At 39.3% G+C, this 20069-nt stretch carries 14 protein-coding genes; all 14 read left to right on the top strand.

Translation table 11 applies throughout. The features are described from left to right. Positions 1-8: 8 nt before the first annotated feature. The gene (locus INF20_RS05415) at positions 9-10055 is read left to right on the top strand and encodes a peptidoglycan DD-metalloendopeptidase family protein (protein ID WP_226385362.1); all 10047 of its coding nucleotides are present in this window, start codon (positions 9-11) and stop codon (positions 10053-10055) included. A gap of 64 nt (positions 10056-10119) precedes the next feature. Next, on the top strand, positions 10120-10461 hold the full coding sequence (locus INF20_RS05420) for a hypothetical protein (protein ID WP_226385363.1): 342 nt from the start codon (positions 10120-10122) through the stop codon (positions 10459-10461). 2 nt (positions 10462-10463) lie between these two features. Continuing rightward, on the top strand, positions 10464-10745 hold the full coding sequence (locus INF20_RS05425) for a phage holin family protein (protein WP_226385364.1): 282 nt from the start codon (positions 10464-10466) through the stop codon (positions 10743-10745). Next, the gene (locus INF20_RS08000) at positions 10745-11710 is read left to right on the top strand and encodes a peptidoglycan recognition protein family protein (protein WP_318959507.1); all 966 of its coding nucleotides are present in this window, start codon (positions 10745-10747) and stop codon (positions 11708-11710) included. Before INF20_RS05425 ends, INF20_RS08000 begins: the two co-directional genes overlap by 1 nt. Positions 11711-11719: 9 nt before the next feature. Next, a complete protein-coding gene (locus INF20_RS05435; protein ID WP_226385365.1) occupies positions 11720-11911 on the top strand; it encodes a PGDYG domain-containing protein in 192 nt (63 codons plus the stop codon). 616 nt (positions 11912-12527) lie between these two features. Then, positions 12528-12800: a hypothetical protein gene (locus INF20_RS05440; RefSeq protein ID WP_226385366.1), complete on the top strand. Its 273-nt coding sequence runs from the start codon at positions 12528-12530 to the stop codon at positions 12798-12800. Between the two features lie 194 nt (positions 12801-12994). Continuing rightward, positions 12995-14023, top strand: coding sequence for a PepSY domain-containing protein (locus INF20_RS05445; protein ID WP_226385367.1), 1029 nt, complete (start codon positions 12995-12997; stop codon positions 14021-14023). Beyond that, on the top strand, positions 14016-14705 hold the full coding sequence (locus INF20_RS05450) for a polyphosphate polymerase domain-containing protein (RefSeq protein ID WP_226385368.1): 690 nt from the start codon (positions 14016-14018) through the stop codon (positions 14703-14705). Before INF20_RS05445 ends, INF20_RS05450 begins: the two co-directional genes overlap by 8 nt. A 22-nt stretch (positions 14706-14727) precedes the next feature. Next, on the top strand, positions 14728-15399 hold the full coding sequence (locus INF20_RS05455) for a DUF4956 domain-containing protein (RefSeq protein WP_226385369.1): 672 nt from the start codon (positions 14728-14730) through the stop codon (positions 15397-15399). 4 nt (positions 15400-15403) lie between these two features. Beyond that, positions 15404-16807: a CotH kinase family protein gene (locus INF20_RS05460; RefSeq protein ID WP_226385370.1), complete on the top strand. Its 1404-nt coding sequence runs from the start codon at positions 15404-15406 to the stop codon at positions 16805-16807. A 16-nt stretch (positions 16808-16823) separates the two neighbouring features. Continuing rightward, positions 16824-17033 (top strand): hypothetical protein, encoded by a 210-nt coding sequence (locus INF20_RS05465; protein ID WP_226385406.1) that lies wholly within the window; start codon positions 16824-16826, stop codon positions 17031-17033. A 64-nt stretch (positions 17034-17097) separates the two neighbouring features. After that, complete coding sequence (locus tag INF20_RS05470; RefSeq protein WP_226385371.1) at positions 17098-18324, top strand: ATP-binding protein; 1227 nt, start codon at positions 17098-17100, stop codon at positions 18322-18324. Between the two features lie 141 nt (positions 18325-18465). Next, a complete protein-coding gene (locus INF20_RS05475; protein ID WP_226385372.1) occupies positions 18466-18945 on the top strand; it encodes a ribosome maturation factor RimP in 480 nt (159 codons plus the stop codon). 19 nt (positions 18946-18964) lie between these two features. After that, positions 18965-20068 (top strand): transcription termination factor NusA, encoded by a 1104-nt coding sequence (gene nusA, locus INF20_RS05480; protein WP_226385373.1) that lies wholly within the window; start codon positions 18965-18967, stop codon positions 20066-20068. The last annotated feature ends 1 nt before the right edge of the window (position 20069 follow it).

Below are 20069 nucleotides of genomic sequence, written 5' to 3' on the forward strand. Positions count from 1 at the left end.
AGGAGCTTATGGGACTTTTCAGCAGCATAGTTAAAGGGATAAAAAATCTTTTTGGTGGTGACGATGATGAGAAGAAAAAGAAGCAGTCATCTAATCAAAGAGAGATAACAAGAAACTTTCAGACAAGAACATATAACAGTATCTCAAGTGTGGCTAATGCTGCCAAGAGAGCAGGAGAACAGGCGGCTACAAGAAGCCGCCTTAATGGCAATAATAACAACAATCAGAATAAGTATCAGGAGTTTTATAACAATCAGAAGAAAAAGTACGAAGAAAGAGAGGAAAAGAAAAAGTCCTCTAATTTAAAGCGTGAAGAAAATAAGTATCAGAATAAGTACGCTAATAAAGCTCAGGATAATAAAAAGGCTGAGGATATTATTAAATACACCTTTGCCACAGCACAAGAAAAAAAGAATGTAACTGAAAATCAGAAAAAACTGAAAGAAACTCAGGCGAAAAAAGAGAAACAAGCCGAGGAAAGAAGAAAACTCTATCAGTCTGATGAGTGGAAAAAGAATCAAGGAAAACAGATAGAGGAAAACAAAAAAGCTGATGAGTTGGCAAAATACACCTTTATGACAAATGGTGAAAGGGAAGCGGTTAAAAATCATGAGACTCATCCAGTTGTTAACGCTGTTGTTAGGTGGGCAAATGCACAATCTTCTAATCTGAACAGAACAGGCAATGTCCTTCTTGATAGATGGGATAAAGGTCCAATCAGTGCGAAGTCTCAGACTCTTGGACTTTCTATCTATGATAAGGATAGAGAAGAACAGATGGAAGAAAACGAGGAACGCATAAAGAAGGCTGATGAAAGAATAAAGAAAACAACAGAGGAGATAGAGGAGTTTAAAGAAGGTCAGTCTACAGTTGGTAAATTCCTTACTGATGTAGCAGTTGCCGGAACTGAATTAGGTTTAGATCTGGCAGCCGGTAAGTTCACAAGGACCGGTATGCTTCCTATGTTCTCAAGAGCAGCAGGTCAGAGTGCAGCTTCTGCAGAAGATGAAGGTGCTGATAGATTAAGTGCTTGGAAGTATGGTATAGCAAGCGGTGGAATTGAAGCACTCACAGAGAAGATGTTTGTTGCCGTGAAGCCTTTAAATAAAGTGTTTGGTAAAGGTTTTACCGATGAACTCGCACAGAAGGCTGTAAATAGACTGGCTTCTAAGATGACTAAAGAAGGTAGTCAGAAAGCCGTGTATCACGGTGGTCGTATGCTTGCTGCTGCCTTTGGTGAAGGTCTTGAAGAAATGGTATCAGAAGGTCTTGACCCTTCTGTTGCTAATGCTATATATGCTGATGCAATAGGACAGCATAAAACATTAAATCCAAGAGATGTACTGTATTCCGGTCTTATCGGTGGTACAATGGGCGGACTTCTTGGAACAGGTAATGTTATATCAGAAAACTATTCATTTAATCAGAATAGAGAATCCAATCAGGACAACCTTGACGATATTATAAAATTCGCAAAAGATACAGACGAAAACTCTCTTGCATATAAAAATGCAGAAGCAATGAGAAAGGTAAGAGAAGCCGGAGAAGATGTATCTAATATGCAGATAGAGATTACAAAACAGGAACTTGCCCGTGATATGGAAGCACAGGAAAAAGAGTACGACAATGTAATCAATGCTGCAAATGAAGTTGTGCGTATGAACTCTTTTACTTCTCCGGTAGTAGAAGATAACGGCTATATCGTTGGTCTTGCTGACAATACAGAAAGAACCTATAACGATACCTTTATGGCAGCCTCAGAAGCTGCAGGAAAGACTTTTGATAATGACCTTGATATAGAAGATGTGTCGAATGCTGTAGCAAGTATCAGAACCGGTACAGGCACAGTTAAAGATACAGATTTTTTCATGCCACAAAATACAGAGAATAGGAAGGTATACGAAGAGGTTACAGGTGAGAAACTTCCTTCCGGCAATGTGGCTACAAGGCAGTATCTCATAGAGAAGATGGGTCAGAATTTTATTCAGTCCGCACAGGCTGAAACAGAATACCGTAACGATATGGTAAAAGGCGAAATCTTGCAGAATGAAATGCAGAATCTTGATGCCGCAGGACAGGATATATTTGTAAGAGGCCTTGAGAGCGTTGTAGACGGCCACGATGCAGAATATGCTTCACTGTTTAACCATTACTACAAAGGCGGCAGAGCAGGCGGTCTGACTTTTGAAACAGTGGCAAACATGAATCCAGCATACAATAACAGTTTTCCGGAAAGCCTAAAAAGAGACGCTTTCAATGCAGGACAATTTGATGGTGGATATCTTACTAATAGAACTGCTGAAAACTCGTCTGGCAAGGGCTCAGGCGGTCGTGTGATATCTACAGGACGAAAGGTAAAGGCAAGTGATTATAAATTTTATCAGAGAGTAGCACAGGCTACAGGAATTGACATAGAAGTTACCGACAATGAAGGAATGAGAGAAAGACTCGGCCAGATGTCACTTGATGATAACGGCACACCTAACGGATTTTACGATGTAGCCAATAATAGAATTATTGTTAACTATGAAGGTGATAGAGCGATAGATTATATCGTATCCCATGAGCTGACTCATTACATGCAGGACAACGCACCGGAAGAGTATAAGGCTTTAAAAGAATTTCTGCGTAAGGCTTGGAAGGAAGCTGATATTGACGGTTATAATGCGTCAATCGCAAGAAAGATACAGGATTATGAGAAGCAGGGAGTAAGACTTACTGAGGAAGAAGCACTCGATGAAATCCTTGCTGATTCCACATATGAGATGATACAGAACGAAGATATCTTGAGAGCAATCTGTCAGGAGAATAGAACTCTTGCACAGAAGATTTTAGATGCCCTGAAAAAGATATTAGATATGTTCAGAGGTATGAGAACTGACTTCTCACCAAAATATAATAAAGACCTTCTGAATAATTTGGGAGTGCTTGAAGATACTATCGCTATGTGGGAGAACGGTATAAAGACCGCTTCGGAAAATAGAAACATAAAATCATTTGAAATAACTAAATCAGATATAGAAAAGAACATTAACACTGTTATTGATATGAAACCAGTATCAGTACTTAATGACACCGAATTTTCTACTATTTTTGAAAACAAGGGAATAAAAGAACTGAAAAAGAGAGTTAGTGCGTATTATGAAGAAATCGGAGGTTATGCACATAGTCAGGATATTGGAGATGTTTCGTTAAGAAAAAGAAGCGTTACAGACGATGTTGGGCATGGCATCGGAAAAACAAAGGCAGATGCTTTCAAGACTGTGCCTGATGTAATAGAAAAAGGTAAAATTATTCAGGCAAAAAGAAATTGGAAAGGAAGGAAATATGATTCCGTTGTTATTGCTGCACCGGTAGAAATAAATGGTAGTGAATATCTGGAAGGAGTAGTTATAAAAAGAGATGTAAAAAGCAAGAACCAAGGGTTGTATGTTCATGAAGTTTTGTTGCAAAAAAATAGTAGCAAAAAGGTTCAACTCGGCGGACTTGCAAGCAAGACCTCTCCGAGCCAATTTGCTACTGTAAATAGTTTACTGCAAAATATTATAGATGTCAAGAATGGAGACCTAAGCAGGGAAAAATTATATAAAATTATAGATACCGATGAAGGAAAATTTTCACTTAAATTTTCATTTGCTGGCGAGAGCGCTCTTAACTCTGATAATAAAATGTTGGAGAAAGCTAAGGGTATGATATCAGATGGAGTTGATGCAGAAGTTGTTAGAAGAGAAACTGGATGGCATATAGGAAAAGATGGAAAGTGGAGATTTGAGATTGATGATAGTCAAATGGAAATCTTCCCAGATGGAGACGCTTTATTCTCTTCAGATCATGTAGATTATAAAAGATGGAACGACCTATTTACGAAAATGCTTTACGGCAAGATAACACAGGAAGAGTTTGATGAATTGCAGACTCTCGATAGCGTATGGTCCTCTGAAAAGAAAAGACTGCGTGATAGAGTAGAGAATAGCAATGCTACTTTAGAAAATATAATAAAACATGATGTTTTGTTTGAAAATTATCCGCAATTAAGAAATATTCATATTCGACTTGATGATATGGAGAAGAATGTAAATGGAGCATATTCACCAAGCAGAAATGAAATAAGGCTCAACAGGAATATATCGAAGCCTATCAATGCGGATACATTGCTACATGAAATTCAACATGCAATACAAGTAGTTGAAGGATTTTCAACAGGCAAGCAAATGTCTGATGGAGAAACATTTGATGTTTATTGGGATTCGGATGGAGAAGTGGAAGCAAGAACATCTACTGAACGAAGAACATTGAATAGCAAAGAGAGAATTTCTACTAAGTTCTCTATGCGTGAACTCGATGAACGATACATGGCAGCAGTAGAAAACGGTGATATGAAGACTGCACAGGCTATGGTAAACGCTTACGCAAGAGAAAGAGGATATGAAGCAGAAGAAGATTATAGAGGTTGGCATGAAGCTCCAAGAGCTCCTATTGCTCGTGAAAACTTCCAGAATCTCGAAGAACTACAGAAACTTGCAGATGATGGCGATGACTTGAGCCTTTATGCTATTGCTAATGGAATATCTATTGTTCCTGAAGACTTCTTCACTTATGAAGGTGCAAGGCTTTATGGTAATAATGATGAAACAGGAAGTTCTTCTCTTAATGTGATTATGAGAGCCATAAACAGTGTGCAGAAAAGAAGAGAAGCAGGTAATAATTCGATACCAAAAATATCTGTATATCGTGCTGTTCCTAAAGATATTCGTGATGAACGATTGAGAAGCGGTGGACAGTGGGTAACACCTTCCAGAGCATATGCTGTTGAGCATGGAAAAAGCCAGTTCGGAGCAGGAAATTATAATATTGTTAGAGAGTCTGTACCGGTAACAGAACTATGGTGGGACGGTAATGATATTAGAGAATGGGGCTTTGATGATGGTAGAAATTATGCTTACAGGAATACCAAGAACAATAGGAAACTACTTGACCCAGTAACCTATGATGAAGATGGAAATGTTATTCCACTTTCTAAGAGGTTTAATTACAGGGATTATTCTCCAAAGTTCTCCCTCAAAGAGACAGAAGAAGCAGAAGATAAACTAACTACAGATATCAAAGAGTTCCATAGAAAGTTGAGAGCTGGTGAATATGATACTGACGAAGAACTTGAAACTGTAAGGGCTAAACTGTTTAGTGCTGCAAATGATATCTTAGATAGCGAAGAAATCATTGAAAGAGATATAGATTCTATGAGTACAAGTGAGCTTGAAAACTATATTGAGGATTTAAGTGGTGTTCTCATGGATATTCACGACACATATAATGACCGCTTAAATTTCAATTTTACTGATGGAGACGCTATACAGCATGGATTCTTCTATAATTCAAATATCGCAGAAGAAAGCGGACATCCTATAAATGCTGAAATGACTGCAAGAGATATGATAGTATTTGAAAAGCTTAGAAGAGTGACGGAAGAAAGAAACCGTGCTATTGATATGCTTGTAGAGAAAAATCACCTTGCAGAAGAAGTGGAAAACAATATTGAGGATATCTACAATTCAGACGATACTACACAGTTCCACAACATGCCTTCATACGGCAAGAAAGCATTAAGAGCAAAAGCCGTTCGTCAGAAATCTTACGAAGAACTGCAAAATGAAATACAGCGTCTCAGAGAAGAATTTAAAGTTACCGATGGTAAGATGCCGGACAAGGAAGATATAAGACGAAAGGTAAGAATGCTTGTATCTGAAACTCTTGGACAGAACTTGAAGAAGGGTAAGAAAACTAACCTTGCACTTACAGAAGTAATCACAGACCAAATATACGAAGCAGCAAAAGATGCGAAGAGTGGACAGTATGAATCTATCGGAGACATCTGCATGGAAGCAGCAAGAGAACTTGCATATGAGATAGACTTCACACCTAACCATGTGCTGTTTGATTATTATATGGGACTAAATGAGTATCTGAGACAGACTCCAATCAGACTCACCGAAAGAGATAAGGCAAATATCACAGATTATAACTATCTGCGTAGAAGAATGTTTGGCAAGGTTAAGTTGGTAAATGCGGACCATTACACAGACGGTAATATTGAAAATGTGTACATGGAAATGCACGAACTGTTCCCGGAACTCATATCCGGTGAAGCAGAAGTTACCGACGACATGCTCAATGAGATTATTGAGGTAAGAGAAAACTTTAATAACCTTGATGATGTAATTACGGATGAAGAATTTGAACAGGTTGTCAAAGACCTTGCAGGCGATCTCCTCGATATTACTTTCGGAGCAAAGACAAGAGTTACTCGTGCAGATAGATGGCAGCAGAAATACGATAAGCTGAAATCTGATATGCAGAAGGCTCTTGCGGATGCCAATGCAAAATTCAGACAGCAGAAAAAAGAAATCCGCAACGAAGAAAGAACATGGTACAGAGAAAAGAGAGCAGAAGCCGTAAAGAAGGAAAGAGAAAAGGCTGAAAAGAAACTTGAAAAATACAAGGAAAAGCAGAAACAGAAAGATGCAACAAGAAAGGAAACTGCACAAAGAAAAGAAAGCCGTGCAAGCATTGAGAAAAATCTTTCTTGGCTGTCAGATAGAGTTTTAAAACCTACTGATGATAAGCACCTTCCGGAAGGCTTTAGACAGCCTATGGCAGAGTTCTTAAAAGCGTTTGACCTGCAGACTAACCGTTCCAAACAGAGACAAGAAAAGACAGGTCATATAGCACAGAAAACATTGAAACTTGCTGCACTTAGGAGAGCATATGAGTCTGTTGCTAAAGAAGATGGTACAGGCGAATTTGAATATGACGGCTATATCATGGACCTTATGAAGGCTGCAGAAGCTAAACTGGATGGCAAGAGCCTTGATGAAGCGACTACAGCGGATATGAGAGATATTGATACAATCCTTAAAGCGATTAGACATAACATTTCTCATATCAATAAGATGTTCAATGAAAACATTAAACAGACTGTGAGCGAAAAGGGTGATGAGATTATCAACGAAATGTCGCAGCATCACAGAAAGAATATGCCTGCGGTTCTTAAGGGTATTGATAGGTTATTAAATGAGTCCATGGTGACTCCGGGAGACTTCTTTGAACTGCTTGGAAGTGGTATGAATAGTGTGTATATGCCAATGCGTAAAGGCTTTGACACGCACATAGAACATATGAGAACTATCCGTGAATTTTTCTATAAACTCACAGAAGGAAATGAAAATAAGAATTTCCGTGGCAGAATTAAGCCGGGTTCTGAGTTGGAAAAATTGAGAGATACTTCTCAGATGCAAACCTTTGAGCTTGAAGGCGGCGGTCAGATTTCACTTAATCCTGCTCAGATAATGTCTCTGTATTGTCTCAATAAGAGAGAACAGGCACAAGGTCACATATACGGTTCCGGTATTGTGGCAAGCGAAATTGAGACTGGAAAGAGACTAAAAAAATACTTTAGGGAAGAAAAGGTTATACAAAGTTCTGCAGTACAGGTAACTCCTACAGATGTTGCCAAGATAACTTCTACGCTTACAGAAGAACAGCGTGATATGGCAGATAAGATGATGCGATTCCTTAACACTACATGTGCTGAATGGGGTAATGAAGCATCAATGAAGCTGTACGGATATAAGAAGTTTACCGAAAGAAACTACTTTCCAATCCAGAGTGCAGACGCATATCTTGACAGTAACTTTGACCGTAGAGAAGTTAACGAAAGAATTAAAAACTTCGGCTTCACTAAAGGTACTGTTGTGAATGCTAATAATCCTATAATGATTGCCGATATATTTGAAGTTGTCTCAGATCACATCAATAAGATGTCATTATACGGTTCATTGGCAGTACCTATTGCAGACTTCCAGAGAGTGTATAACTACAAGCCAAGAAATGAAGATGGTACTATGGCAGACTCTGTGAAGGCACGCATCAGAGAAGCATTTGGTGAGAAACCTATAACATATATAAAGAACTTCATGGCAGATATAAACAACAACACAACTCTGCGTGAAGAAGGTATGACAAGAGCCGTAACTAAGCTGCTGGCGAACTATAAGAAGGCTGCTATAGGAATGAACCTTAGAGTATTAGTTCAGCAGCCTACAGCCGTTGTGAGAGCTTTTACTTATATCAGTCCTAAGTATTTCGTAGGTATTAAGTCTCCAAGAAAAGCTATGAAGGAAATGCAGAAGTATTGTCCGATAGCGTTTTGGAAACGTCTTGGACATTCTCAGACCGATGTAGCAAGAGATATTGACGATATCATGATGAACAGAGAGTGGTCCACATTTGACCTTGTATCAATGAGACCATACGGTTATGCAGATGATGTTACATGGGGCATTATATGGACTGCAGTAAAGAGAGAAGTTAAAGCTACACACCCGGATGTTAAAGAAGGTTCAGAAGAATTTTGGAAACTGTGTTCTGATAGAGCAAGCGAGATATACGATAAGACTCAGGTAGTAGATTCTCCATTCCATAGGTCGCAGGTAATGAGAAATAAGGAAACTATGGTAAAGACCATGACTTCATTCATGGCAGAACCTACAAGAACCTTTAACATGGTAAGAACTGAACTTGTTAACGCAAGGAGAATGTGGGTCAATGGAGACAAGAAAGCCGCTACAGCAAAGGCTAATAGGGCATTAAGCGTATACCTTGTCAATGCAGCGTTTGTATCTGCAATGGCAGCGGTAGTAGATGCTATGAGAGGTAAGGAACCGGACGATGAAGATAAAGATAAGAAAGGTTTTGAGCTCTGGCTTGCTAACTTTGAGAACAACTTTTCAGATAATGCAAGTCCATTAAATAATATAGTCCTTGCTAAAGACATATGGCAGTTGAGAGATGGATGGGGAACTTCTAATATGGCTCTTGAAGGATTTGAAGCTCTTTGGAAGAACATCAACGGTTGGCAGAAATATGCTGCCGGTGAGAGTGATAAATCCGCTCTGGAACTTACAAGAGGAAGTTTTGAATCGGCCGGAATGATATTCGGTATCCCAGGAAAGAATATGATGAGAGAACTTGAAACTATCTTGGGAGATAAGGTGCTTGCAGCAGAACCGGGTAAAGAACAGACAAACGCAGAAAAGGCTGCTGCAGAGTATGAATATAGCGATTCTATGTTTGATAAGATAGCAAGTTTCTTTGGCGGTGGAAAGTCAGAAGTAGAGAAACAGGAAAAGGCTTTCAATGACAGAGCTGAGGAAGTTCAAAATGAAATCGAAGGACTTTCTGGAGAAGAAAAAGAAGATAAGTTATGGAGCGTTACTACCAAGAACTACACTAAGGTTATTGAAGAAGGCGACTATGCAACCATCAAGAACATGAGAAGTATCTTAGAAAGACTTGGCAGTGCAGAGACGGTAGAGAAGTTCGATGAAAAGGTAGAAAGCTATACTCTATCCAATTTCAAAAAGACTGTTGGTACGGCAAAAGATGATACCGTATGGAGAGACTACATGATACAGAACCTCGGATATGATGAGAATAAAATCAGTGAGGTTGTATGTAAAACAGATACAGCTAAGTCCATGCAACAGAACTTTGCTACAGGCAATGATGATGCCGGAGTTGTGGATATGGCAATGCTGATTATGTCGGGAGCAACTAAAGAGGATCTATATGAACTGTATGTAACTCGAAGCAAGTCTATCAAGGCTACGGACTATGCAACAGGAGATTACTCTGCACCGCTTGAAGGTGGCACAGTGTCAAGTAGCTTCGGATGGAGAAATATCGGTAGAGGTGATGAGTTTCATGCAGGTGTAGATATAGCGGCTGCTGCCGGAACAGATGTTAAATCCATGGACGGCGGTAAAGTAACATACGCAGGATGGAACAATGCAAGAGGCTACTATATCAGAGTTAGCCACGGAAATAACAGGACTACACTATATCAGCACCTTAATGACTATACGGTTCTTAAGGGAGATGTAGTTAAGCCGGGACAGATAATAGGTCATGTAGGAAGTACAGGAGATAGTACTGGACCGCATCTGCACCTTGAGATGAAGGTCGGCGGTGAATATGTAGACCCGACAATGTTCTGGTAAATCATAGGGGCGAGAAATCGCCCTTATTTTTTTATCCTTAAAATATCGGGAAAGGAGAAAAGACGTGGCGATACAAGAGCATATTTTTGAAATCATATGGAGCATAGCCGGTGGAGCAATATTGGCTTTCGTGGGATACGCTTTCAAGGTCTTGAGAGGTCTTGTTGTATCGTCACTGGCAGTCTCCCATGACAAACTGTACCGGTATGCAGAGTTCTATATACTGACTAATCAGATAACCGTTGATGAGATGAAAAACCTTGAGCACATCTATAAGGGTTATCACCTGCTTGGCGGTAACGGAACCGGTACGGAGTTGTTTGAAAAATGCAAAGAGATTCCAGTTGTCGAGAGAAGGACAAAATGGAATCCGTATTACTTAGCAAAAATGGAAGGAGAAGTATAGCAATGGATTTAATGGAATTTATCACAAATATGTATGTACCTATTATAGTAGTAGCTTGCCTTGTAGTAGGTTACATATCAAAGAAATGGATTAAGGATGTTGATAACAAGTACATACCGACTATCGTATTTGTTCTCGGTATAGTCCTAGGTCTGTTTATGAATGGATTGACAGTTGAAGCAGGAGTGGCTGGGGCCGTATCCGGTCTAGCATCAACAGGACTGCATCAGATGTTTACAAGACTAATTGAGGGTAAATCGGATGATAGTGAGGTGAATGAGTAATGGCAGTAACAGTAAGGCAGAACCTTGTACCTGCGAACAAATACGGCATTAAATGCCCTTATTCTATGACACCGTCTTACATAACGGTTCACAATACGGCGAACGACGCATCGGCAGAAAACGAGATTAAATACATGATATCGAACGGTAACGAAGTGTCATTCCATATCGCATTTGACGATAAGGAAGGAGTACAGGGCATACCGTTTAATCGTAATGCATGGCATGCTGGCGACGGGAATGGCAACGGTAATCGCAAAAGCATAGGTGTTGAGATATGCTACAGCAAGAGCGGTGGTGCAAAGTTCGATGCAGCAGAAAAGAACGCTGCACAGTGGATAGCAGCAGAACTCAAACGCAGAGGCTGGAGTATTGACAGAGTTAAACGTCATTATGATTGGAGTGGCAAGAACTGCCCTCACAGGACTATGGCTAACGGTTGGCAGAGGTTCCTTGATATGGTGCAGTCTTATATGGGAACTTCTACGCCATCAACACCGGCGAAAAAGCCGACATCTGCTCCAGAAGTAAAAGGCAGAGGTTATGCTGCCGGAAAATGGTGGGGCGAGGTGTCGTCCAAGACCACATCAGGAACGGAGTCCTACATAGGTGTCAAAGGTCAGCCGCTCCGAGCGTTACAGCTGAATACGGTCGGCGATGCTTCTGTAGCGGGTAAACTTAAATATAGGCTCCGCAAACTTGGCGGCGGCTGGTACAACTGGCAGACCGACAGGGAGAAAGATAAAAACGGCGAGAATTTCGCAGGCGATAAAGTCAGCAAATTTGACCGCTTGCAGGTTAGCCTTGAGGGCTTGTCTGGATATACGGCTGAATATCGTGCATACGATTCCAAACATGGCTGGCTTCCATGGGTTAGAGGATTCAACAACTCAAACTCAAACGGCTATGCTGGTTGGGATGGATATGCTATTGAGTGTGTACAGGTTAGAATCGTAAAGAAGTAAGGGTACAAAATGAAAAAGCAGAAATTCAGAAAAAAGCCAATTGTTATTGAAGCCTATCAAACTCAAGAGGAAAAAATAATCCAAACTATGAAGGGGCCGTTAAAAGCATCGCCGGGAGATTGGATTATAACTGGAGTACGAGGAGAAGAGTATCCTTGTAAGCCAGATGTGTTTGATAGAACCTATGAGCCTGTAAAGTGAATAGTTAAAGCATAGCAATCCAGAGGTCATTTTTTATCCTCCTATACAAGATAAACAGAAAAGGAAGTCGTATAGGCTTCCTTTTCGTATGTTTATGCTTATATTTAGTATTACTGTAAAATTACAAAATGGTGTGAAATTTGGTGTGAAATTTTCGTTTAAAAGAACATACAATAATATACAAGCACATTCTCACAATTTGAAAATAATTGAAAAATGAAACTTTAACATACTACGATATACTTAACTATATCAACAGATATGTTTCGATTCCCTCTATTAGCTCCATTCATAATAACATTAGGGACGCCGTATTTATACGGCGTCTTTTGCATATCTGATTTATTGTTTGAGTCATACATATACGGTAATATTTTCATACATGATAAATCTCTTACAAAAAAAAGGAGTAATTATTAACTGAATATAATACATTATGCGCTTCCCTTGAAGAAAAGGAAATTTGGGAAGGTTATAATCTTGAAGACGAGTATCATATTCTTAACAGTATGCAGTCGCAGTTGATTTAGAAAACCCGGATAAGAATACACTTGAGCAAGCGGCTCGTGATTATGTTGATATTATTGACAAAAGGCTGGCGGCAAATAATGAATATGTGCAACAGGAACTGGAAATTGAAACTGATGAAGGAACGGCAAACTATGTTGGCATTCAGCAATATCAGGCAGGAAATATCGACAAAAGCTCCCTTGCTAACAGGGTGCCATATGAAACAGTAGCGCTTTTATGCCTTGTTATGGATGAGATAGGTGTAGATGATTGGCAAGATTCGTTAAATAGCCAGACAAAGGATAACTTGCACATTACTGTTGCTATAATATATGTTAAGAAAATGTTAAGCGAAAATAACGAATTAATCGATTTCTAATACTGTGACACGAAAAGAAACCGCACAGAATGCACATTTACGAGTAATTGTAACAATCTATCGTAAAATAAAGAAAACTTAACAAAACTTGCAAATTTAATAAAAATTTAATAATGATTTTATCTAATATAAAAGGAAAAAGCTAATGCGATTTTGTATAATCTTTCTAATACAAGGGAACGGAGGTGTTAGATATGATGAAGAAAATAAAAACGTTAGCTATGGTATCTTCATTTGCCGTAATAAGCCTGCTGCTCCTTGCAGGTTGCGGATCTGAAAAAAGTATTGGCAAACTTACTTTAAGCGTTAATCCTGAAATTCAGATTGAATATAATAAAGACGGTGAAGCTATATCATTTTCTGGTCTTAACGATGAAGGTAAGGCAGTTGTAGAATCTTTTAAAGATCATGAAGGAGAAGTTTGTGAGGATGTTGTTGCTACATTGGTAAAGCAAATTGATGATGATGGATATTTTGATAATAATATCGATGGTCATGCCAGAAATGTAGTTTTAAGATTAGAACCGGGTTCTGAACTTCCTGATGATACTTTCCTTGATGATGTGAATTCTGGACTTCAAACTGCAATGAAGGATATGGGGCTTTCTTCATCGGTAGTTATGGTTGGCGATGCCGATTTTGATAAAGCTTATGATAAAGAAAATGCTCCTTCCCAATACATAACATTGGCTAAGGCTAAGGAAATAGCATTGGCACAGGCACATGTATCTGCATCTGATGCAAAATTTGTGGAAAAAGAGTTCGATCATGATGACGGAACACCTGTATTTGAACTGGAATTTACTGCTGGTAATGTTAAATACAGCTATGATGTCCATGCTGTATCAGGAAAGGTAATAGAAGCTGAGCATGAAGCGATTCCTCAGACTCCTGCAAAACAACCGGCTCAGTCATCCGGCAGCAGTGGAAATTCTGGCGGTTCGAGTAGTTCCGGTAGTAATGCATATAGAGGTAACAGCGACTACGGTCCTTACAGCGATGGTGTAACTGATTACGGTAACAGCGACTATGGTCCAAATAGTGATGGTGTTACAAACTACGGTGGCAGCAGCGGTGGCGGATCAAGTAATACTAATTACAGCAACTACGGCGGCAACACCAATTATGATGATGGCGGTAATTCTAATTACGACGATGGTAATACCAACTACGATGACGGCGGCAACACTAATTACGACGACGGAAATTCAGACTATGACTGATATATTTGCGAAAATGAGGCACGAAACAAAGCACCAGATCGGAAAGCATGAAGATCTGGTGCTTTCTCAAAGATTAGGGAAACTTTTTAAAAGAGATGAATTTGCAGGTCCAGACGGAACGTACAAGGTGACAAGTCTGTATTTTGACACTCCTTATGATGATGCTTTAAGGGAAAAACTTGAGGGTCAGCTTAAACGGGAAAAATTTCGTTTGAGATACTATGGCAACGAAGCTGAAACCATAAGACTTGAAAAAAAGTTTAAGAACAACGGGCTTTCAGGTAAAAATCAATTAAATCTTACAAAGGATGAAGTGATAAAAATTTTAAATGGTGAATATAGTTTTTTGTTGGATAAGAACAGTCAACTGGCAGTAGAGTTTTATAGTAAATTACAAGGAAGACTTTTAAAGCCGAAGACTATCGTCACATATGATAGAGAAGCGTTTAGATATCCTGCAGCGGATGTAAGAATAACCCTTGATCGAAATATAAAAACTTCCCTTCATATAGTTGATTTCCTAAGTGAAACTGTACCGAAGGTCAGTGTTGCAGAGGAATTTACGGTGCTTGAGGTAAAATACAGGCGTTTCATACCTGATGTAGTGCTTATGGCGATTCAAACGGAGGGCAGTTTAACAACAGCATTTTCCAAATACGCCGTATGCCGTAGATTTGATTGAGATAAATAGATAGGAGAAAATGATGACTTTCAGAGATATTTTCAAATCATCTTTTTTAGAAAGCAGCAGCAGTATCACCTTCTTTGACATGGGTATAGTACTGGTTTTGGCTTTTCTTTTGGGATTATACATATTTTTTATATATAAGAAAACTTACAGCGGAGTTATGTATTCAGCCAGCTTTGGAGTTACCTTGATAGCTCTTAGCCTTATAACTTCTCTGCTTATTATGACTATTGTAAGTAATATTGTTTTGTCACTCGGTATGGTTGGTGCTCTTTCCATTGTAAGATTCAGGACACCTGTTAAGGAGCCCATGGATATTGTTTTTCTTTTCTGGGCAATTGCTGTAGGCATTGTACTTGCTGCGGGAATGATACCGCTTGCTGTATTCGGAAGTTTATTCATCGGAATTGTTTTGTTGGTCGCTTCCAAGAGAAAAACACGGGATAATCCATATATCCTTGTATTGAGATGTATAGATGAAAAATCGGAAAAAGAAGCGATAAAACTTATTTCCGAAAAAACTAAAAGAAATAATCTTAAGAGCAAAAGTGTGGAAAGCGGAACCGTAGAGCTAAATTATGAGGTAAGACTTATTGACGATGATAGCACTTTTATAAATCAGCTTGAAAAGATGCAAGGCATCAGTAATGTGACCCTTGTATCCTACAACGGGGATTATATGGGTTAATAAAATGATAAACGGCAAACATTCGGATAAATTGTGTATTGTGGCTGTGGCAGCTGCAGTTCTCCTTGCTTTTGTGATGATGTTCGGAGATAAAGTGGGTATAACAGAACACGAAGAAAAAGTGTTGTACAAAGAAAAGCTTTTTGCCGATGATAAAGTCCATAAAGTTAACATTGTAATGGATGACTGGAACGGCTTTTTAGAAAAAGCACAGCAAGAACAATACGAAAATTGCGATATTGTCATAGATGATGAAACCTTTGAAAACATAGGCATTAGGGTAAAGGGGAACAATTCAAAATCTCTAACAGGCGAATACGGCCTTGACAGATATAGCTTTAAAATTGATTTTGACCAATATATTAAAGGGGAAAGCTATTACGGCATGGAAAGGTTTTCACTAGATGCTTCCTTTCAGGATAACAGCTACATGAAAACCTATCTTGCCTACGATATGATGAGATTTATGGAAGTTCCTGCGCCTTTATGTAGCTATGTGTGGGTAAAGGTGAATGGAGAGGACTGGGGCCTCTATCTTGCAGTGGAAGAACCGGATACAGCCTTTGTAAAGCGTAACTTTGGAAAAGACGTCGGTAAGCTGTACAAACCGGATTACCGCTCTTTAAACGATGTCAATAAAGACATTGCACTGCAATACACTGGAGAGAATTTTGCAAATTACTCTAATATTTTTGACAATGCTGTGACAGATATAAGCAATGAAGATAAAGAGCGTCTGATAAAGGCGTTAAAAGATATTTCTTCCAATCAGACCATTGCTGATGCCGTTAATACGAATCTAACGCTGAAATACTTTGCAGTCCATGTATTTACAATGAATTGGGACAGCTATTTGGGACATACGGGCCACAATTACTTTCTCTATGAAGAGGACGGTAAAATAGCTATGCTTCCTTGGGACTATAACCTTGCCTTCGGAACATATGCCCTTGGAATGCCTGAGCCGGTGACTGATCCTAATGTCTTGATAAATTACCCGATAAGCACACCAGCACCGGGAAATATAATGACTCAAAGGCCGCTGTATCACAACCTTATGATGAATGACGACTATTTTAAAGAATATAGAGATAATTTGGATAAGCTTATTTCCGGCTATTTTGAAAGCGGCAGATACGCTAAAGTCATAGAAGATACGGAGCAGATGATAGGTCAGTATGTAAAGGATGATCCTACGGCATTTTGCTCCTATGAAGATCATTCTACGGCAGTGGATACATTGAAGGAAGTTTGTCGCTTAAGAGCTGAAAGCATAAGGATGCAGCTTAAGGGAGACGCACCTGACACATTAAAGGAGATGACGGAAACCGGTGATAATTTCAGTGTAGATGCTTCAAGTATAGATTTAAAGGATTTAGGAGATTTTGAAGATTTAGAACGAAGATAAACAAGAGCGATGGCAAATGAGACTTTTTAGCCTCTGCCACCGCTTTTTTATATTCTATCATAAGTATCCCTTTTGGCAGATGACTGCAAAAAATCCCAAGGCCGTATATGCCTGCATCAACATGGGAGAGGCATGGGTGCCGGAGGAAATTGCGGAACGGTCGATTTGTATTGATGGGGATATCGGTGAAGTGATAAAGAAAATGATAGACGCAATAAACTTTTGACAATAAAATAAAATTAGGATAATATAAAGTGAACTTTATAATATCCTAAAAAGGAGGTCGAGCTATGACATATATTGAACGTACATTGGAGCGGAAGTTTTTACATATGAGTTCATTTTTTAAAGCGGTACTTGTAACAGGTGCTAGGCAGGTTGGCAAAACCACTATGTTGAAACATTTGGCTGAAGGTCAAAATCGTACTTATGTGACGATGGACAATGCTATGGCACGAAATCTGGCACAATCCGATCCAGTACTTTTTTTTCAAACTTATAAACCTCCTATCATAATTGATGAAATACAAAAAGCGCCAGAACTATTTGAGCAGATAAAGATTATCTGTGATGAAACTGAAGAAAGAGGTTTATTCTGGCTTACTGGTTCCCAACAGTATAAAATGATGAAAAATATTAGAGATACTCTTGCTGGAAGAATCGGAATTTTAGAATTGTATAGTTTTTCAAAGAATGAGATAGACAGAGTGTTTTTTACAAATAAATTGGATTTTTCTTTGAACTGTCTTTTGGAGCGCCAGAAAATTGTAAAAAAGAATGATATTGTAGATGTATTTGAGCATATCTGGCGAGGAGGTATGCCTGATGCGATAATGGCTGATGCTGAACAGAGACAGGAATATTTTAATTCTTATATTGAAACCTATCTTATGCGAGACGTAGCCGAAGAAGGTGGCATTACAGATTCGGTACGTTTTCGAAAATTTCTTAATGCCTGTGCTGCGTTGACAGCTGAGCAAGTAAATTATAAACGATTAGCAGAAGCGGCTGAAATATCGCAACCAACTGCTAAAGAATGGCTGCGACTATTACAGGGATTGGGTATTGTATTTCTTTTGCAGCCTTTTGCAAATAACGAACTAAAACGGTTAACTAAAACGCCAAAATTATATTTTTGCGATACAGGACTATGTGCGTATTTGTCTATGTGGCTTACAAGAGATACTCTTATGCAAGGAGCTGCTAGTGGACATTATTTTGAAAACTATGTGGTAATTGAACTTTTAAAAAATTTTTCTTACTCTTCAAATAAAGTAAATCTAACATACTATCGCGACTCTAATGCAAGAGAAATTGATGTTATTGTAGAGGCAGACGGATTTATTCATCCGCTAGAAATCAAAAAATCTGCAAATCCTGACCGCAGGGAAATTAAAAAATATAAGATACTCGACAAAACAACCTTAGAGCGTGGGAGCGGTGGTATTATCTGCATGTGCGAGGAGGTAATACCTATTGATGATAAGAACTGCTTTATACCTTGTAATCTTATATAGTATATTTCAAAAACCCTTGCAACTATACCATTTATATGGTATTATATTTGCAGTTAATAAGCGACCGACAAGGAGTGGGCAAAAGCCCACTCTTTACTTTTGAAATCGGATAAATAAATCGCTAATGACAAAGGAGGTCATATGGCTAAGAAAAAGATAAAGGATCAGGTCAGCGATATTCTGGCAGGGTACCTTGAAGAAAACGGTCTTGAGCTTTGGAATGTTGAATTTGTAAAGGAAGCAAGGGATTGGTTTTTAAGGGTATATGTGGATAAAAAGCCGGGAGCAGAGCAGGAATATGTGAGCATTGAGGAATGTGAAAATGTAAGCAGATTTTTAAGCGAAGCTTTGGATGAGCAGGACCCAATAGAGCAAAATTACTATCTTGAGGTGTCATCTCCGGGACTGGATAGAGAGTTGATTACCGAAGACCATTATAGAAGATATTTTGGTAGTGTCGTTGAAATGAAACTGTATAAGGCCATTGACGGCAAAAAGGAAATATCCGCTGTGCTGGATGATATGGATGATGATAAGTATTATCTGACCGTTGATGACGGTTCAAAAATAGAAGTGGAAAAATCTCAGGTGGCTAAAACAAGGCTTGCCGTGATTATATAATCGAGGAAAGGAAAGGAAAATGAACAAGGAATTTATAGAAGCGATAGAAGAGCTTGAGGCGGAAAGAGGCATATCAAAGGAAATGCTCTTTGAAGCAATCGAGTCTGCGCTGGTTTCTGCGTACAAAAAGAACTACGGAACTAATCAGAATGTTTCCGTGGACATAGACAAGATAACAGGAGATATAAATGTTTATATGTCTATGGATGTGGTAGAGGAAATAGAAGACGAAAATTCTCAGATTTCCCTTGAGGAGGCTCAGGAAATCGACCCTGACTACGAAGTTGGTGATGTGGTTGAATACATGGTAACTCCTATGGATTTCGGAAGAATTGCGGCACAGACTGCAAAGCAGGTTGTGGTTCAGAGAATCAGAGAAGCCGAAAGAACAATGGTATTTGACGACTATGTAGACAGAGCCGGTGAAGTGGTGACAGGTATCGTTCAGAGAGACAGCAACGGTACGCTTTTCATCAACATAGGCAAGACAGAGGGTATTCTCTCATTAAGAGAGCAGGTGCCGGGAGAGCACTTTGCCGTTGGGGACAGAATCAAAGTCTACATCATGGATGTTAAGAGAACTACTAAGGGACCTCAGGTATTCCTTTCCAGATCTCATCCGGGACTGGTTAAGGGCCTCTTTGAGCTGGAGGTTCCGGAAATTGAAGAGGGCATCGTTGAAATCAAGAGCATTGCAAGGGAAGCAGGCTCAAGAACAAAGATGGCCGTATATACAGAAGACGACACTATTGACCCTGTGGGTGCATGCGTAGGTGCAAGAGGCGCAAGGGTTCAGAATGTAGTTGACGAACTTTACAACGAAAAGATAGATATCATCACATGGAGCGAAGATCCTGCAACGCTGATAAGCAATGTACTTTCTCCGGCACAGGTGGAAAGCGTTGAAGTGGATGAAGAGGAAAAAATCGCAGAGGTGGTTGTTCCGGATCATCAGCTTTCACTGGCAATCGGTAAATCCGGACAAAATGTTCGTCTGGCAGCTAAGCTCTGCGGATGGAAGATAGATATAAAGAGCCATACTCAGGCTGAAGAAGGTCCATCAGAGGAAATAGATGAGCCTGAGGATGAAATCATAGAAGTAGTTGCACCTGAAGAGGAGTAAG

The sequence above is a fragment of the Gallibacter intestinalis genome, from assembly GCF_014982745.1.
GTDB lineage: Bacteria > Bacillota > Clostridia > Peptostreptococcales > Anaerovoracaceae > Gallibacter > Gallibacter intestinalis.

Excerpts from the sequence above, each read along its gene's own strand:
- INF20_RS05415 (WP_226385362.1), top strand. The coding sequence starts at position 9 with ATGGGACTTTTCAGCAGCATAGTTAAAGGGATAAAAAATCTTTTTGGT.
- INF20_RS05425 (WP_226385364.1), top strand. The coding sequence starts at position 10,464 with ATGGATTTAATGGAATTTATCACAAATATGTATGTACCTATTATAGTA.
- INF20_RS08000 (WP_318959507.1), top strand. The coding sequence starts at position 10,745 with ATGGCAGTAACAGTAAGGCAGAACCTTGTACCTGCGAACAAATACGGC.
- INF20_RS05435 (WP_226385365.1), top strand. The coding sequence starts at position 11,720 with ATGAAAAAGCAGAAATTCAGAAAAAAGCCAATTGTTATTGAAGCCTAT.
- INF20_RS05445 (WP_226385367.1), top strand. The coding sequence starts at position 12,995 with ATGATGAAGAAAATAAAAACGTTAGCTATGGTATCTTCATTTGCCGTA.
- INF20_RS05450 (WP_226385368.1), top strand. The coding sequence starts at position 14,016 with ATGACTGATATATTTGCGAAAATGAGGCACGAAACAAAGCACCAGATC.
- INF20_RS05455 (WP_226385369.1), top strand. The coding sequence starts at position 14,728 with ATGACTTTCAGAGATATTTTCAAATCATCTTTTTTAGAAAGCAGCAGC.
- INF20_RS05460 (WP_226385370.1), top strand. The coding sequence starts at position 15,404 with ATGATAAACGGCAAACATTCGGATAAATTGTGTATTGTGGCTGTGGCA.
- INF20_RS05465 (WP_226385406.1), top strand. The coding sequence starts at position 16,824 with ATGAGACTTTTTAGCCTCTGCCACCGCTTTTTTATATTCTATCATAAG.
- INF20_RS05470 (WP_226385371.1), top strand. The coding sequence starts at position 17,098 with ATGACATATATTGAACGTACATTGGAGCGGAAGTTTTTACATATGAGT.
- INF20_RS05475 (WP_226385372.1), top strand. The coding sequence starts at position 18,466 with ATGGCTAAGAAAAAGATAAAGGATCAGGTCAGCGATATTCTGGCAGGG.
- nusA (WP_226385373.1), top strand. The coding sequence starts at position 18,965 with ATGAACAAGGAATTTATAGAAGCGATAGAAGAGCTTGAGGCGGAAAGA.